This is a genomic window from Leminorella grimontii ATCC 33999 = DSM 5078 (genome assembly GCF_000439085.1).
GTDB classification, from domain to species: Bacteria; Pseudomonadota; Gammaproteobacteria; order Enterobacterales; family Enterobacteriaceae; genus Leminorella; species Leminorella grimontii.
On the sequence record NZ_AUUA01000003.1, the window covers coordinates 229,475 to 246,753 of the forward strand.

A 17,279-nucleotide genomic window follows, 5' to 3' on the forward strand; every position below is an offset into this window, starting at 1 on the left:
CGTATCCCGCCCGCATTTTATATGGATAAGCTGACTCTTCCCCGCCCTATTCTGTTTTTAGAATTTTTCGTTCGAGAAACCCTGTTTAAAGGAAAAGGAACGCAGCGCGCCGCGTTACCCGCCTACGCCGCGTTTTATACCGGAGACTCCACGGCCAAGCGCTATCACCTTTCCGGGCAAGCCGGATGGACAGAAAGCGTTTGGAATATTCGTGATCGGGACATCCATCCTCATGCGCCGGAGCGAACACTCTCATTTATTAACGGCATCCCTTCTGTTTCCCACTCTTCCGAGCATCAGGCGGTGGTACAACGTTGGATAGACGAGAACATCCATGCGGTACTTAGCGTTGAAGGCGAATTCTTTTATCAAAACGGATGGATTAGGCGAGAAAGCGGGATCAAAACCTGTATTCATCCTGATGCAGCCAGCGTATCTGCGCCTCACGGATTTCGCATCATCGACGTTAAGCCCGACGGCACAGTATGGACAGACTTCCCCCGCCCGGAAGCTGCAATAAAAATAGCACCGGGCAAGACGGTCTGCTTTCTCTGTCGACGGGAAGAATATTTATTCGGCTATGACGAAGCGCATGACCGCTATCAGCCCAACCTCAACCTGGTCATGTTTGTTAAAAACAACGGGTTTCATCAAGAGGTTCACTGCGTTTCCCAACGTGAGCTAGATGCACATGATGCAAGCCAGCTCTGCAAGAACAGTGTTACGATTAAAGACTTTCGAAAAAGCAGCTTAAGATACGAACTGGGCTAATCCACAAATTCCTGCGCATAGTCGGTAAAAATACCGTCGACGCCCCATTCAAACAGCTCCCGCGCCCTTTGGGCATCGTTGACCGTCCACACGTTAACCAGAAAGCCCGCCGCTTTGAACGCCTCGACCTGACACCGCGTCAGCCCTTCGTTCTGCGGATGGATAGCCGTTGCGCCAACGCGCGCCATCGTTTCACGCCAGCCGTCGTTCAGCGCTTCGTTCTCAAACAGGCAGGCGACGTCGGCCTGCGGTCGCTGCTGCTTAAAAGCCCCAACCAGCGAAGGATCGAAGCTGGAGATCAGGTACTGCCGCTCGGCGTCAAGCCGGTCAAGCGCGGCATCAAGCCCCTTCAGCAGGCTGGCCGTCGCTTCGGGCGTACGTTCACCGGGCTTTATCTCGATATTCGCATTAAGCCGACAGCGGTTCATTAGCGCGATAAGCTGCGCCAGCGTCGGCACGCGTTCGCCGGCAAACCGTGGGCTAAACCAACTTCCGGCGTCCAGCGTATTCAACGACGCCCGCGTTTGGGCAAACAGCGGCCCGCTGCCGTCGGTGCAGCGTTCCAAGGTATCATCATGAAAAACCACGATGGTGCCGTCGCTTAATATGTCGATATCGCACTCAAACCACGCCACCCGGTGCTCGGCGCACAGCCTGAAGGCCAACAGGGTGTTTTCCGGCGCCAGAGACGACATGCCCCGGTGAGCGTAGATTCTTTTCATATTCTCTTTCATCATCCGCCAAACGCCCGCAGCCCGCCGGACGCCGCGGGCGATACCGACGCCCACAGCATCACGCCTACGATAATCAACAGCGCCCCGCCCAGCAGGGACAGGCTGGAAACCGCAATGCTTCCCCACGCGGGGGACTGGCCGCGAACGGTCAATCGCTGCGCCAAACGGCGCGCGCTGTGAACCAGCAGCGCCAGTAGAGAAATCGTCGCGGCGGTACCGAACGACATCGCTATCGCCGCCGCCATTCCCCAGTAATAAATATCTAAAACCTTAGAAAACAGCAGCACCACAATCGCCCCTGAACAGGGGCGCATGCCGATAGACAACACGATAGCCAGCGTGGTTTTCCAACCGCCTTTGGCCTCCATCTCCTGTGCCGTCGGCAGATGACGATGGCCGCAGCCGCAGTCTGGCCCGTGAACGTGCATTGGTTCAAGCGGTCTGATAGCGGAAATCTGCAAAGGCGCTCGCCGGGACGAACGAACAAGGGTGATCATCCTCTTTGCGGCCCGATAGCACAGCATCAGACCTATCAGGGCTACCAGCAGGTAACTCCCCTTCTCCAACCAAAAGCCGCTCTGGTGAACCATGCGGGTAGACAGCTGAAGGACGGACAGCACAACGGTCACCAGCACAATGGCAACTATGCCTTGAACCAAAGAGGAAGCCAGCGTCAGCCTCAGGCTCTGCTTCAGCTTTAGCGGATGAGTCGCCAGATAAGTGGCGATAATCACCTTGCCGTGCCCCGGCCCCGCCGAGTGCAGCACGCCGTAAATAAAGCTGAAAAGCATCAGCATCGCGCCGGCGTTCAGCGGATTTTCCACCACCTGTTGCAATAGAGAAACCAGCCGCTGGTGCAGCGCCTTTTGCCACAGCGAGCTTTGCAGCAGCGCGTCCTGCCAGTGCAGCCACAGCGCGGCGCCCAGAGCAAGCAAAAGCGCAGCGCACAGCAATAGAGGCCAGAAGGTTTTCCAGCCGGAGGGAGGTGCGCTGGCGGGGATGACGTTTAGCGACATACCATCGTCACCGTTTGGGCGAACCGGCGGCCTAGCATCATGTCTTCAGGCGGTGCGTCCTTTTTATCCAATGACCGGGCGTAAGCCAACAGCGAGGTGTCAGGCTTAGGCGTGTTAACGTCAACGCGGCACAGGTGGGCGATTTCATTCGGCAGTTGAAAGCCTTTCGCCGACGGATAGCGGATGTCGACATAGTAGCTCTGCTCATAGGTGGACATCGTTATCGTATGCCCCGCCAAGGCTAAAGGCTTGGCTAACGGCATGACAAACGTGAACACGGCCCGATTGCCGTGGCGCGACAGAGAATAGTTGTTGGCCTTTTCGCCCAAGCGCACGGGTTTGCCGTCGTAATGCATATAGGTGAAGTAGAGCTGATTTTGCGTATTTTCCATCAGCTCATCGGCCATGCTCTGCCAAACCGTGGGGTTATCTTTTGCCATCGCTGCGTCAAGCAGCAGCTCAGCCGACGTCAGTTCGTCCATCTCCCACGTGACTTGAACGCCGACCAGCGTCAGCTCTTTCACCACCGGTCGGGCTTCCATATCAATGAAGCTGTGCGGATGCGCAGCCGCTAAAGGCGACAGCATCAGGCATAGCGCCATTGCGGCGTAGCGCATTAGCGGCGTCATACCCAGCGGATTACTCTTTTACCAGCGGGTAACCGGCTTCATTCCAACCGCGGTAACCGCCGTCCATGGAAATCACGCCGGTATAGCCCATTTTTTGCAGGCTCTCAGCCGCCAGCGCGGAACGATAGCCACCGCCGCAGTAGAGCACCATCGGCGTCGCCTTATCGGGAACGACGGTTTCAATGTCGCGCTCCAGAACGCCGCGCCCAAGGTGGCGAGCGCCCGGCAGGTGGTCTTTCCCCCACTCGCTCTCTTCACGCACGTCCAGCACCAGCGGGATAGTACCGTTGTCCATCATCTCCTTTACCTGCTCAACGCTGGCTTCTTTAACCTGCTTGCGAGCTGCTTCACACAGTGCTTCAAACCCGGGGTTATGCTTTTTCATCCGCCTCTCCTTTTGAAATTTCTACTGATTGACTCTCCACGGCTATCGCCACAGAGATAGCGTAAATGAGAATATTCATCAAATGATTTTACATGCTTATACCAAGTTATGTCCCGCAATTGCAGGGCACAGCCTAAGCTTTCTCGTTTATAAATCATAACTGACGATACAAATTGACCATAAAAAAATAGGCCTCGGAAATATTCCGAGGCCTATGTCTGTTAGAAACGAATAATTACGCGTAAACCGGATGGCGCTTACAAATATCCAGCACTTTCGCCTTCACGGCTGCAATAGCCGCTTCATCGTTGATGTTGTCCAGCACGTCGCAGATCCAGCCCGCCAGCTCGCGCACTTCGGCTTCTTTGAAACCGCGGCGGGTGACGGCCGGGGTACCGATGCGCACGCCGGAGGTGACAAACGGGCTTCTCGGATCGTTCGGCACGCTGTTCTTGTTCACGGTAATGTTAGCGCGCCCCAGAGCGGCGTCGGCGTCTTTACCGGTGATGTCTTTATCGACCAGGTCCAGCAGCATCAGGTGGTTGTCGGTTCCGCCGGAGACAATCTTGTAGCCGCGAGATTTAAAGACTTCAACCATCGCTTTCGCGTTCTTGGCTACCTGCTGCTGATAGACGGTAAATTCTGGCTCCATCGCCTCTTTCAGCGCCACGGCCTTGGCCGCAATCACGTGCATCAGCGGGCCGCCCTGACCGCCGGGGAAGACGGCAGAGTTCAGCTTCTTGTACAGCTCCTCATCGCCGCCTTTCGCCAGAATCAAGCCGCCGCGCGGGCCGGCCAGCGTTTTGTGGGTCGTCGTCGTCACCACGTGCGCATGAGGGACCGGGTTTGGATAAACGCCGGCGGCAACCAGGCCCGCGACGTGGGCCATGTCGACAAACAGATAGGCGCCGATGCCGTCGGCGATTTCACGCATCTTGGCCCAGTCGACGATGCCGGAATAAGCGGAGAAGCCGCCGATGATCATCTTCGGCTTGTGGATTTGCGCCTGGCGGGCCAGATCGTCATAGTCGATGTGGCCGCTTTCATCGATGCCGTAAGGCACGATGTTGTAAAGCTTGCCGGAGAAGTTAACCGGGGAACCGTGGGTCAGGTGGCCGCCGTGGGCCAGATTCATACCCAACACGGTATCGCCCGGATTCAGCAGCGCCATATAAACGGCGGAGTTAGCCTGAGAACCGGAGTGCGGCTGCACGTTAGCGTAGTCGGCGCCGAACAGCGCTTTAGCGCGATCGATCGCCAGCTGTTCAACGATGTCGACGTACTCACAGCCGCCGTAGTAGCGCTTGCCCGGATAGCCCTCTGCATACTTGTTGGTTAGCTGAGTACCCTGAGCCTGCATAACGCGCGGGCTGGTGTAGTTTTCAGAAGCAATCAGCTCGATATGCTCTTCTTGGCGAACATTTTCTTTTTGAATCGCCGCCCACAGCTCGGCATCATAATCGGCAATGTTCATTTCTCGCTTTAACATCCGCATCTCCTGAATAGTATTAATCAACGCCTAAAAGTGTGACCTGCCTCAGTGTAATATGTTTTCATGTTGTTAAATAGACCCCTCAACCGCTTTTATAGCAAACGATTGCTTCCACTGCCTGCGGGGCTTTCCGTCGAATACATCCGAATATTCTCAGGAAAAACTACCTAATACCGATGTTTATCTTATACCAACACGTTTTTTCCACTTCGTCAGTAGGTTAACCCGACAAGATCGTCTGTAAAGAAAGTTATTGACATAGATCAATATAAACATATATTTTAAATGCATGTTAAATCCAACGACAGGAAGCATCATGCTAGACGGCCAAACTATCGCCACCGTTAAGGCGACAATCCCGGTCCTTGCCCAAACCGGTCCGGCGCTAACCGCCCATTTTTACGACCGTATGTTCCTCCACAATCCAGAGCTAAAGGACATCTTCAACCTGAGCCATCAGTTTAGCGGCGCGCAGAGAGAGGCGCTGTTTGACGCCATCTGCGCTTACGCCGCAAACATCGAAAACCTCCCCGCCCTGCTGCCTGCCGTTGAGCGCATCGCACAAAAGCACGCCAGCTTCGGCATCCGCCCCGAACAGTACGCTATCGTCGGCCACCACCTGCTGGCGACTATCGACGAAATGCTAAGCCCCGGACAGGACGTGCTCGACGCCTGGGGAAAAGCCTATCAGGTGCTGGCCGACGTATTTATCAATCGTGAAAGTGAAATCTATCAGGACAGGGTGGAAACTCAGGGCGGCTGGCAAGGCACTCGTCCTTTCCGCATTGAAGAGAAGCGGCGCGAAAGTGACGTAATTACCAGCTTTACCCTCGTCCCGACGGACGGACAGCCGGTTTCAGACTTCAGGCCGGGCCAGTACGTCGCCGTCTATATTCGCAGCGACGATATGGACAACCAGGAGATCAGACAGTATTCGCTAACGCACGCGCCTAACGGACATTCCTACCGCATCGCCGTTAAACGTGAAGATGAAGGGAAAGTGTCCCGCTATCTGCACGACGTGGCGCAGCAGGGGGACGTGATTCATCTGGCGCCGCCCTATGGCGACTTCTGGCTGGACGTGCCTCCAAACGCGCCCGTCGCGCTGCTTTCCGGCGGCGTCGGGCAAACGCCGATGCTCGCCATGCTCAATACGCTAAAACAGCGTCAGCATAAGGGGAAGGTCTACTGGCTGCACGCCGCCGACAGCGAAGAGCGCCACGCCTTCAGGCAGGAGGCCGCTGACGCCTGCCGCACTCTGCCTGACGCCGTTTGCCACGTCTGGTATCGCAATTCAATCGCCGGATCGATAGCGCATCACGAAGGGCTGCTCTCGCTGGAGGCCATAAACGAAGCGTTTCCACCCGAAACGGAGTTCTACTTCTGCGGCCCGCTGGCCTTTATGCAGTCCGCCGCTCGTCAGCTAACTGACCGGGGCGTAGCGAAAGAGCGCCTGCACTATGAGGTGTTCGGCCCGCATAAGGTGCTGTAGCGCGGGCTATCGGTGACAAAAAAGCCGCTGTTTTGCAGCGGCTTTTCTATTGCATCAAATCGCGTCTTCGTCCTGCTCGCCGGTGCGAATGCGGATAACCCTCGCCACGTCAAAGACAAAAATCTTTCCGTCGCCGATCTTACCGGTTTGGGCGGTCTTCATAATGGTTTCAACGCATACCTCGACGATGTCGTCAGGCACGACGATTTCAATTTTTACCTTGGGCAGGAAGTCCACCATATACTCGGCGCCGCGATACAGCTCGGTATGGCCTTTCTGACGGCCGAACCCCTTCACTTCCGTGACGGTCATACCGGTGATGCCGACTTCCGCCAGCGCTTCGCGAACGTCGTCTAATTTGAACGGTTTAATAATCGCGTCAATTTTTTTCATTAAAGTCGAGCCCTTACCAGTTTTTGCGGCCGAAGCCTGAAGTAATCGGATAACGCCGATCTTTACCGAAGTTGCGCGCGGTGATCCTTGGGCCCACCGGCGACTGACGACGCTTGTATTCGTTAATATCCACCAGGCGGATTACTTTACGCACTACCGCCTCGTCAAATCCTTCCGCCACCAGCTCTTCGACCGACATGTCGCGCTCGACGTAGCCGTCCAGGATCCTGTCCAGTATAGGATAAGGCGGCAGGCTGTCCTCGTCCTTCTGGTCGGGCGCCAGCTCCGCCGACGGCGGGCGGTCGATAACGCGTTGCGGAATAACGTAAGAACGCGTGTTTCTATATTCTGAAAGTTTAAACACCAGCGTTTTCGGTACGTCTTTTAATACATCAAAACCGCCGGCCATATCACCATAAAGCGTCGAATACCCTACGGCGATCTCACTTTTATTACCGGTGGTCAATACCAGACGGCCGCGCTTGTTGGAAAGCGCCATCAGGATAACGCCCCGGCAGCGGGCCTGCAGGTTCTCTTCCGTCGTGTCGCGGCGCGTATCGGCAAACAGCGGAGAAAGCTGCCCCATGAATGCGTCAAACACCGGCTCGATGGACACCACGTCAAACTCGACGTCAAGCAGCTCCGCCTCTTCCCGCGCGTCTTCAATGCTCATTTCGGCGGTATAGCGGAACGGCATCATCAGCGCCTGAACCTTGTCTTTCCCCAGCGCGTCGACGGCAATCGCCAGCGTCAGCGCCGAGTCAATCCCGCCGGACAGCCCGAGGATCGCCCCCTTAAAGCCGTTTTTCGTCACGTAGTCGCGCACCGCCAGCACCAGCGCATCGTAAATCAGCGAAAGGTCGGACGGCTGCTCGGGAATCGTCATCGCGTCGAGCTGGCCGTTTTGAAAAGCAATCCGACGCACTTCTTCGTTAAACGGCGCCAGTTTGTGAGTCATAACGCCGTCTGCATTAAACGCTTTGGAACAGCCGTCGAAAATCAGCTCGTCCTGCCCGCCTACCTGGTTTAAGTAAACCAGCGGAATGCCGGTGCGGCGCGCGTGCTCAGACAGCAGCTGGTTGCGAATGTAGGGCTTTTCGCGATTATAGGGCGACGCGTTAATCGACAGTATAAGATCGACTTCGAGCGCCTTAAGCGCGTCGACCGGCCCGTTAAACCAAAGATCTTCGCAGATGAGCAAGCCTAACCGATAGCCTTTGAACTCAATGCAGCAGCTCTCATTGCCCGCGCTAAAGTAGCGCTTCTCGTCAAACACGCCGTAGTTGGGAAGCTGCTGCTTGTAGTAACGCACCAGAAGCGCCCCCTGCCAGAACATCGACAGCGCATTATAAAGCTTGCCGTCCGCCCGCCAAGGATGGCCAACGATAACGGCAACGTCGCTGGAAGCCTCACGCAGGCGCTCAAGCTGTTCATCGCAGCGATGATAAAAGTCGTCGCGATAGAGTAAATCTTCCGGCGGATAGCCCGTCAGCGCCAACTCCGAAAACATGACGATATCCGCTCCGGCCTGCCGCTGTTCGTCAACGGTGCGGAGCATCCGATCGGCGTTTCCTTCGATGTCGCCAACCAGCCAGTTCAACTGCGCTAATGCAATAGAAAGCGCTTTACTCATATCAATTCACTTTCGCTATCGGGTAATGAGGACGGCAGTATAAATGACCGTCCTGAGAATTAAAAAGCCTACTCTTTAAAATCGTTCGCATCCAGCTCGTGGCGCGAAAGCAGCTTGTAGAACTCGGTTCGATTTCGGCCCGCCATTCTGGCCGCGTGGGTCACGTTTCCTTTGGTCATTTGCAGGAGCTTGCGCAGGTAAACCAGCTCAAACTGGTTGCGCGCTTCAACAAAGGTCGGCAGCGCGGTGTTTTCCCCTTCCAGCGCCTGCTGCACCAAAGATTCGTTAATCACCGGCGTGCTGGTCAAGGCGACGCACTGCTCTATCACGTTTACCAGCTGGCGCACGTTGCCCGGCCAGCTGGCGGCCATCAGGCGCTTCATTGCGTCGGTGGAAAAGCTTTTTACAAACGGCTTATGGCGCTTGGCGGACTCGCGCAGCAGGTGCTCCGCCAGCAGGGGAATATCCTCCGAGCGTTCGTTGAGCGCGGGGATCTTCAGGTTTACGACGTTCAAACGGTAGTAGAGATCTTCACGGAACTCGCCCTTGGCCATCGCCTTAGGTAAATCGCGGTGGGTCGCGGAAATGATGCGCACGTCGATGTCCAGATCGCGATTGCTGCCCAGCGGCCTGACCTTACGCTCCTGCAATACCCGCAGCAGCTTGACCTGCAGCGCAAGAGGCATGTCGCCGATTTCATCGAGAAACAGCGTACCGCCGGTTGCCGCCTGAAACAGGCCGTCCCGGCTGCTGACCGCGCCGGTAAACGCGCCCTTGGCGTGGCCAAACAGCTCTGATTCAAGCAGCTGTTCGGGCAGCGCGCCGCAGTTGATCGCGATAAACGGCTTGCCGCCGCGCGGGCTGGCGCGGTGGATAGCCTTCGCCAACACCTCTTTACCGGTACCGCTCATGCCGTTAATCAGTACGCTGACGTCGGACTGCGCCACCATCTTTGCCTGTTCCAGCAGGCGCAGCATCGTCGGGCTGCGGGTGACTATCTCTTCTCGCCAACCGTCGTCGCTGGCGCTGGCGGGTATTTTTAACGCCAGCGCGTCGTCGATCGCCTTATACAAGGCGTCTTTATCTACCGGCTTGGTTAAAAAGCTGAATACGCCCTGCTGGGTTGCAGCCACGGCGTCGGGGATAGAACCGTGCGCCGTCAGGATGATGACGGGCATGCCCGGCTGGCGCTTTTGTATTTCGGCAAACAGCGCCATGCCGTCCATCTCGTCCATCCGCAGGTCGCTTATCACCAAATCGACCTGCTCTCTGGCCAAACGCCGCAGCGCTTCCTGACCGTTTTCCGCCGTTGTGACGTTAAATCCCTCGCTGGTCAGGCGCATTCCCAGCAGCTTAAGCAGACTGGGGTCGTCATCAACCAACAATAGACTGGCGGTTTTACGCTGTGTCATTTCAGCAAACTCCTTTCATCCGTCACCGCATTAGGGCTTTTGCGCCGCAGGTGCGGCTTCACTCTGCGCAGGCTGGCTTTGAGCCGGCTGCGCGGGCTTCTCTACCTTTGTCTCAGATTTGGGCGCAGGCTTGGACTCAGGCGCTGCGGCGGCCGGTTTTTCAGGCTGCTTTGTTTCTGTTGAAGCACCGCTGCTTTTAATCTCTGCTTTAGGTTCAGCAACTGCCGGTTCCTGAGGGGCCTTGGCTGGCTGAGCCGCCTTCTCTTCAACCTTTTCATCCACCTTCGGCGCCGCCGCTTCTACCGGCTGAGGCTTAGGCTCATTTACCGCCGAGCCCGCGTTCGGATTTTGAGGAGGCAGCGCATTGACCGGAGGCAGCGACTCGCCCTGCGTCAGCTTGCGGGAGGAAAGCTGGCGCTCGATGTCGGTCAGGTTTTGCAGCTTACGGGTTGTTTCGTGCAGCTGATGCTTAATCTCCACCATTTGAAGCTGGAGGTCGACTATCTGCGATTCCGCGCCCTCTTTTTGACGCTGAGCGCGCGCCCTTTCTTCCTGAAGGCCTAGCTGGAGCTGCTGCTCGCTGCGCCACATCTGAACCAGCGAATAGACGCTGTCGGGATAGGTTGCCTGAAAATTCTTTAGCTGTTCCAATGCGCCGCGCCGCTCTGCGTTGCCTAAATCCAGCTTGGAAAGCAGGATCGCGCGCTTAAACACGCCGTCCCATTTCGTGCCGTCGTAGCCGTAAGACTGCGCTCGCGCCTGCGTCGGCGTAAAGGTTCCGGCACAGCTAATCAGCCTCAGCCAATAGAGCCCGTTGGCATTGGTTTCATCGTTTTGGCTTTTCCAGATATCGCCGTCGCAGCGCACGCGCGAGTAGTCGTTCACTTTACGATCGGGCGATTCATACTTTATTTCTCCGGAAGCGGCGTCAACCACGCCGCGTTCGACGCATCCGCTCAACAGGGCGAATGCTGACAGCAGTAAAGCGCCGCCGATTTTACTTTTCAGTCGGCAGCGCGCGTTCTTCGCCTTTTCTTTTGCTGTTATGGTTCTGGCAGAACTCTTAGGCATTATCTTTTACTTCTCAATGGATAAAGGTAACTCAATGCGGAAACACACGTCGGCATAGTCTACGTCAACCAGATGCAGTTCGCCCTCCATTTGGCGAATGCAGTCACGGGCAATGCTAAGCCCCAGCCCGCTGCCCTTCACGGCGCCTTTTCTCTGACGACTTCCCTGATAGAAGGGTTCAAACAGCATCGCTTTTTCCTGCGGCAGTATTTTTTCACCGGTATTGGCGACATCTATTTGAATCATTTGGCCGACTCGTTGACTCACAATCCAGATAGTACCGGATTCCTCGCCATAGTGCACCGCATTGGAGTAGAGATTATCAAGCACCCGTTTCAACAGCGGTGATTCTGCCCAGCATTCGCTCTGCGCCAGTCGGCATTCGGTAGTCATCAGTTTGGCGCGTGCGGGAAGGCTGTGGGCCGCGATAACCTCCGACGCCATCAGCTCGAGATCGATATGGGATTTCTCCGTTCTCGCATCCGCCTGATATCGATTGTAGTCAAGCAGCTGCTCTATCAGCCGCTGTAAATCGCGGCTGCTGTTGTCGAGAATGGCGACGACGTCCTTCTGGTCTTCCGTCAAAGGCCCGGCAACCTGATCCAGCAGCAGTTCTGTACCCTCACGCATGCTGGCCAGCGGCGTTTTCAGTTCGTGAGAGATATGACGCAAAAACTCGTGTCGCTGCGACTCCAGCCACGACAGGCGCTCGCTTAGCCAAACGATGCGCTGCGCCAGCGATTGAATTTCACGCGGCCCTTTGAACGCCGCCAGCGAGGTCAGGCTTTTACCTTCACCCAGGCGGTTTATCATCCGCTCCACCTGCTTGACCGGCCCTATTATCATACGCGTAAACAGGAAAACCAGCAGGACGCTGAGCAAAAACAGTAAAAGCGCCTGCTGGCCAAAGAAATAGCCCTTATCTGCGATCGCCTGCTGTAGCTTCTCGCCGCGGGAAAAAATGATGCCTCGAGTCGTTTGCACCATTTCATTGCTGGTTTTGGAAAATTGGATCAGCAGCGCCGAGGATGCATCGTCCGGGCCGCTGTTTTTGCACTGGATTTTACCTAAATCGTTTAGCAGCTTCTTGAGGGATTTATAAAGCTCTTCGTTGGGAAGCACGGCGGCATGAACGTCCAGCATGCTGGCGTACTGCTGGCGCTGCTCCTGATAGAGCTTTTCCAGCGTCTCGTCCCCCAGTACGCAGTACTGACGGTAGCTTCTCTCCATGCTTAGCGCCAGGTTAGTCATCGCCTCGCTGCGGCGCGCGTCCCTAAGCGTCGTGCTGTTAATGTCCGCAGCCTGCTCGCTAAGCAGATCCAGACTCTTATAGGCCTGCCACGCCAGCACCAGCAGCGGAAGCAGCACCAACAGGAAGGCCAACAGCACCAGTTGGCGTAGGGAGCGGGGGAAACGGCTAAACTTTTTCAATGAGGCACTCTCATAACGATATCAAACCGATAACGATGCTATCCGACCTGAGCGGAAGAAAACAGCGTTATTGCCCAACTTCAGTAAAGATTTTAGCGCGTTAAAGCAAAAAAAAGGCACTTATCCAAAAATGGTTAAGTGCCTGATAGAATGTTATTTGCTTATCTCAGATAATTATCTATCACCCGAGAAAAATACGTGGATGTCCTTCAACGTCGTCCGCAAGGTGATGAGGCTACGCCGTCATCGGAAAACCGGACGAATAACATCCGAAGTGTCAAATATTGATGAAATACGTTTCATCACAGCATGACATTAAGGGCTGGCGCCTCACTCAACGTGTCGTCCTGAGTTTGATAAGCCGCTTGCGCGGTTGATATCGGTTCAATTGACGATAGGCACCATGGCTTTGGCGTCATTCTAAGGCTTATGTAGCGTCACGTTACCGCGTTCTGACATAAAAAGGTGAATGAGCGACGTATAAACTAATGCACTTGTCGTGCCAACTTTTAAAATTTAAATTAATTCACTGATATATAAAACAAAAATAATATTGGCTTTGAAATGAGCAGCGCTTCTGGTGAAATTTATCCGATCATAATCACAATTTGTGTCTCTAAAAACAGACACCCTTTTCACACCCCAAATACCGCTATAAAAATCAATGAATTAAATGTCTCTTTTTTGAGACACTCAAAACCACCGACTGTCTGCGTTTACCAACACTATAAAAAACAATTTTTAAATCAATGCGATAAAAAATCCCTCACATATCGTGTGAGGGATTTTTATGTTCTAACCCGATAAGTTCGAGAAAGAATTAGCCTAGCTGCCTGCGGGCGTTACGGAACAGCCGCATCCACGGCCCGTCTTCGCCCCATTCTTCAGGATGCCAGGAGTTGCTGACGGTGCGGAAAACCCGCTCAGGGTGCGGCATCATAACCGTGATCCGACCGTCAAGGTTGGTCACCGCCGTAATGCCGTTAGGCGAGCCGTTCGGGTTAGCCGGGTAATCTTCCGTTACCTCACCGCGATTGTTAACGTAGCGCATGGCAACCAGCCCTGCGCTTTCCAGCGCGCCAAGGTGCTGCGCATCGCGCACTTCCACCCTACCTTCACCGTGAGAAACGGCGATCGGCAGCCGAGAGCCTGCCATCCCTTTTAGCAACAGAGAGGGGCTGTCTACTACTTCAACCAGGCTGAATCGCGCTTCAAAACGCTCGGAGAGGTTGCGCACAAAGCGCGGCCAGTGGGAAGCCCCCGGCATAAGCTCATTGAGGTTCGACATCATCTGACAGCCGTTGCACACTCCCAGCGCCAGCGTGTCAGGGCGGTGGAAAAAGCGAGTGAACTGCTCGCGCACCCGCTCGTTGAACAAAATCGACTTGGCCCACCCTTCGCCTGCGCCCAGCACGTCACCGTAGGAGAAGCCGCCGCAGGCCACCAGCGCCTGGAATCCTTCCAGACCGACGTTGCCTGACAGCAGGTCGCTCATATGAACGTCAATCGCCTCAAAGCCGGCGCGATGGAAAGCCGCGGCCATTTCAACGTGAGAGTTGACGCCCTGCTCGCGCAGCACGGCGATGTGCGGCCTTGACTTCAGCAGGTAAGGCGCGGCGACGTCCTCTTTCGGCGAGAAGCTCAACTTTACGTTCATGCCGGGGTCGTTGGCGTCCTGCTTGGCCTGATGCTCCATGTCCGCACACTGAGGGTTGTCCCGCAGGCGCTGCATCTGCCACGTGGTTTCCGCCCACCAGACGCGCAGCGTTTGGCGACTCTGCCGGTAGACGGCGGCATCGCCGCTGCGAATAACAATCTCATCACCGACTACCGCACGGCCGAGGTGGTGCACGCAGCCGCCAAGCCCGGCCTGAGACAGCAGTGCCTCAACCTCGGCCAGATCCGCGTCGGCGACTTGGATCACCGCGCCCAGCTCTTCGTTAAACAGCGCAGCCAGCGCGTCGTCGCCCAGCGAGGCGATATCCAGCGTCAGCCCACAGTGGCCCGCAAACGCCATTTCCACCAGCGTCACCAGCAGGCCGCCGTCGGAACGGTCGTGATAGGCGAGAAGCTTACGATCGGCCACCAGCGCCTGTACGGTATTAAAGAAGGCGCCGAGCCTATCTACGCTTCTGACGTCGGCAGGCCTGTCGCCGAGCTGGCGATACACCTGCGCCAGCGCGGTGGCGCCCAGCGCGTTGCGCCCTTCGCCAAGATCGATAAGCAGCAGCGTCGCGTCCCCTTTATCGGTACGCAGCTGCGGCGTAACGGTGCCGCGAACGTCCTCTACGCGAGCAAAGGCGCTAACCACCAGCGACAGCGGCGACGTCATTTCAACGTCCTTGTCGTTCTGCTGCCAGCGGGTTTTCATCGACATCGAATCTTTACCCACCGGGATAGTCAGCCCCAGCGCAGGGCACAGCTCTTCACCCACCGCCTTAACCGCTTCATATAGGCCGGCGTCTTCGCCCGGATGCCCGGCGGCCGCCATCCAGTTAGCCGAAAGCTTCACGCGCTTTAGCTCGCCGATCTGCGCAGAGGCAATATTGGTCAGCGCTTCCCCCACGGCCATGCGCGCCGAGGCGGCGAAGTCCAGCAGCGCGACAGGGGTCCGTTCGCCCAGAGACATCGCTTCGCCGTAGTAGCTGTCATAGCTGGCGGTTGTGACCGCGCAATCCGCTACCGGGATCTGCCACGGCCCGACCATCTGATCGCGAGCGACCATGCCGGTCACCGTGCGGTCACCGATGGTAATCAAAAAGGTTTTTTCCGCTACGGCGGGAAGGTGAAGGACGCGCTTTACGGCTTCTTCAAGCTCAATGCCTTCACGCACCAGCGGTTTCCCCTTTGCCTGAAGCGTGGCCACGTCGCGGGTCATTTTCGGCGTTTTGCCTAACAAGACGTCAAGCGGCAGGTCGATAGGCAGATTTTCAAAGTGGCTGTCGTGCAACGACAGATGCTGTTCTTCCGTCGCTTCTCCGATAACGGCATAGGGCGCTCTTTCGCGTCGGCAAATTGCGTCAAACAGCGGCAGCTGCTCCGGCGCAACGGCTAAAACGTAGCGCTCCTGAGACTCGTTGCACCACACCTCCAGCGGGCTCATGCCCGGCTCGTCGCTCAGGATGTCGCGCAGCTCGAACCGTCCGCCCCTTCCGCCGTCGCTTACCAGCTCCGGCATGGCGTTAGACAGGCCGCCCGCGCCCACGTCGTGAATAAACAGGATCGGGTTTTCATCGCCCATCTGCCAGCAACGGTCGATAACCTCCTGACAGCGGCGCTCCATTTCCGGGTTATCGCGCTGCACGGAGGCAAAGTCCAAAGAGGCGTCAGACTGGCCGGAGGCCATTGAAGAAGCGGCTCCGCCTCCCAGCCCGATGTTCATCGCCGGCCCGCCGAGCACGATAAGCTTGGCGCCAACGCTGATTTCTCCTTTCTTTACGTGCTCGGCGCGAATGTTGCCGATACCGCCAGCCAGCATGATGGGCTTATGGTAGCCGCGCAGCTCCGCGCCGTTGTGGCTATCCACCATCTCTTCATAGGTGCGGAAATAGCCCAGCAGCGCCGGGCGGCCGAACTCGTTGTTAAACGCGGCGCCGCCCAGCGGCCCTTCCGTCATGATATCCAACGCGGTAACGATGCGATCCGGCTTACCGAAGTCCTGCTCCCAAGGCTGTTCAAAACCGGGGATGCGCAGGTTAGATACGGAAAAGCCAACCAGGCCCGCCTTCGGCTTGGCTCCGCGCCCCGTAGCGCCTTCATCGCGAATTTCACCGCCGGAACCGGTCGCCGCCCCCGGCCAGGGGGAAATCGCCGTCGGGTGGTTATGGGTTTCCACCTTCATCAGAATATGCGCCTCTTCCTGATGATAGTCGTACACGCCAGAGCCCGGCTCGGCAAAGAAGCGCCCTACCGCCGAACCTTCCATCACGGCGGCGTTGTCTTTATAGGCGGACAGCACGTAGTCCGGCGTTTGTTCAAAGGTGTTCTTTATCATTTTGAACAGCGACTTCGGCTGCGCCTTGCCGTCAATAATCCAGTCGGCGTTGAAAATCTTGTGGCGACAGTGCTCCGAGTTGGCCTGAGCGAACATGTAAAGCTCAACGTCCGTCGGATTGCGGTTCAGTCGCGTGAAAGCATCGAGCAGATAGTCGATTTCGTCCGGCGCCAGCGCCAGCCCCAGCCTTTCGTTTGCATCGTCAAGCGCCCGTTTCCCTTTGCCCAAGACATCAATTTCGACCAGCGGCATCGGCGCGTGCCGGGCAAACAGCGCCTCGGTCTGCGAAACGTCGCTAAATACGGACTCCATCATCCGGTCATGCAGCAGGCCGGCCAGCGCTCGACGCTGTTCGTCGTCGAGAGTAGGCGCCTGCACGTAGTAGGCGATGCCGCGCTCAAGCCGACGAATCTGGTTCAGCCCGCAGTTGTGGGCGATATCCGTTGCCTTAGAAGCCCACGGAGAGATAGTGCCGGGCCTTGGGGTCACCAACAGCAGCTGGCCCTCGGGCTCATGCTCCGCCAAAGAGGGGCCGTATTTAAGCAACCGTTTTAACGTTTCCCGCTCCGTTTCACTCAGCGGGGCATTCAGTTCAGCAAAATGGAGGTATTCGGCGTAAATATCACTGACGGGCAGGCGAAGTTCACGACAGCGGGAGAGCAACTTAGCGATACGAAATGCAGATAAAGCAGGCGAGCCGCGGAAAATTTCCATAGTGAGAATATCTCTGGTCTAAGGCTAGGAGAAAAAAACTGGCTACATTATAGAGAATCGCGCCCGCCGACGAAACCGTTTGCGTGTTCATTATTTATGCGAACGATCCCCA

The 17,279-nt window shown here is 56.4% G+C and carries 13 protein-coding genes; 2 read left to right on the forward strand and 11 right to left on the reverse strand.

Going from position 1 to position 17,279, the window contains the following annotated elements; genetic code table 11:
- The first annotated feature begins 21 nt into the window (after nucleotides 1-21).
- Nucleotides 22-771: a hypothetical protein gene (locus G544_RS22130; RefSeq protein ID WP_147654610.1), complete on the forward strand. Its 750-nt coding sequence runs from the start codon at nucleotides 22-24 to the stop codon at nucleotides 769-771.
- Here G544_RS22130 and G544_RS0107975 read toward each other — a convergent pair.
- The 5 genes from G544_RS0107975 to glyA form a co-directional block, all read right to left on the reverse strand.
- Entirely contained in the window at nucleotides 768-1,493 is a 726-nt protein-coding gene (locus G544_RS0107975; RefSeq protein WP_027274104.1) for a glycerophosphoryl diester phosphodiesterase, read from the reverse strand. The genes G544_RS22130 and G544_RS0107975 overlap by 4 nt on opposite strands.
- A gap of 11 nt (nucleotides 1,494-1,504) precedes the next feature.
- Nucleotides 1,505-2,521: a nickel/cobalt transporter gene (locus G544_RS0107980; protein WP_027274105.1), complete on the reverse strand. Its 1,017-nt coding sequence runs from the start codon at nucleotides 2,519-2,521 to the stop codon at nucleotides 1,505-1,507.
- Nucleotides 2,512-3,150: a DUF1007 family protein gene (locus G544_RS0107985; RefSeq protein WP_027274106.1), complete on the reverse strand. Its 639-nt coding sequence runs from the start codon at nucleotides 3,148-3,150 to the stop codon at nucleotides 2,512-2,514. The genes G544_RS0107980 and G544_RS0107985 overlap by 10 nt, the downstream gene beginning before the upstream one ends.
- Before the next feature lie 10 nt (nucleotides 3,151-3,160).
- On the reverse strand, nucleotides 3,161-3,535 hold the full coding sequence (locus G544_RS0107990; RefSeq protein ID WP_027274107.1) for a rhodanese-like domain-containing protein: 375 nt from the start codon (nucleotides 3,533-3,535) through the stop codon (nucleotides 3,161-3,163).
- 235 nt (nucleotides 3,536-3,770) lie between these two features.
- Nucleotides 3,771-5,024 (reverse strand): serine hydroxymethyltransferase, encoded by a 1,254-nt coding sequence (gene glyA / locus G544_RS0107995; RefSeq protein WP_027274108.1) that lies wholly within the window; start codon nucleotides 5,022-5,024, stop codon nucleotides 3,771-3,773.
- 319 nt (nucleotides 5,025-5,343) lie between these two features.
- Here glyA and hmpA point away from each other — a divergent pair, with 319 nt between their 5' ends.
- Nucleotides 5,344-6,519 (forward strand): NO-inducible flavohemoprotein, encoded by a 1,176-nt coding sequence (gene hmpA, locus G544_RS0108000; RefSeq protein ID WP_027274109.1) that lies wholly within the window; start codon nucleotides 5,344-5,346, stop codon nucleotides 6,517-6,519.
- A 54-nt stretch (nucleotides 6,520-6,573) separates the two neighbouring features.
- Here hmpA and glnB read toward each other — a convergent pair whose 3' ends face one another.
- The 6 genes from glnB to purL form a co-directional block, all read right to left on the reverse strand.
- On the reverse strand, nucleotides 6,574-6,912 hold the full coding sequence (glnB, locus tag G544_RS0108005) for a nitrogen regulatory protein P-II (protein ID WP_027274110.1): 339 nt from the start codon (nucleotides 6,910-6,912) through the stop codon (nucleotides 6,574-6,576).
- Between the two features lie 13 nt (nucleotides 6,913-6,925).
- Entirely contained in the window at nucleotides 6,926-8,545 is a 1,620-nt protein-coding gene (locus G544_RS0108010) for an NAD+ synthase (protein WP_027274111.1), read from the reverse strand.
- A gap of 68 nt (nucleotides 8,546-8,613) precedes the next feature.
- Nucleotides 8,614-9,957, reverse strand: coding sequence for a two-component system response regulator GlrR (gene glrR, locus G544_RS0108015; RefSeq protein WP_027274112.1), 1,344 nt, complete (start codon nucleotides 9,955-9,957; stop codon nucleotides 8,614-8,616).
- Nucleotides 9,958-9,987: 30 nt separating this feature from the next.
- Nucleotides 9,988-11,028: a hypothetical protein gene (locus tag G544_RS20220; protein ID WP_051155638.1), complete on the reverse strand. Its 1,041-nt coding sequence runs from the start codon at nucleotides 11,026-11,028 to the stop codon at nucleotides 9,988-9,990.
- Nucleotides 11,029-11,034: 6 nt separating this feature from the next.
- Entirely contained in the window at nucleotides 11,035-12,459 is a 1,425-nt protein-coding gene (locus G544_RS0108025; protein WP_027274113.1) for a HAMP domain-containing sensor histidine kinase, read from the reverse strand.
- An 820-nt stretch (nucleotides 12,460-13,279) separates the two neighbouring features.
- Nucleotides 13,280-17,167 carry a phosphoribosylformylglycinamidine synthase gene (purL, locus tag G544_RS0108030; RefSeq protein ID WP_027274114.1) on the reverse strand — a complete coding sequence of 1,296 codons (3,888 nt, stop codon included), beginning with the start codon at nucleotides 17,165-17,167 and terminating at the stop codon, nucleotides 13,280-13,282.
- Nucleotides 17,168-17,279: the final 112 nt, after the last annotated feature.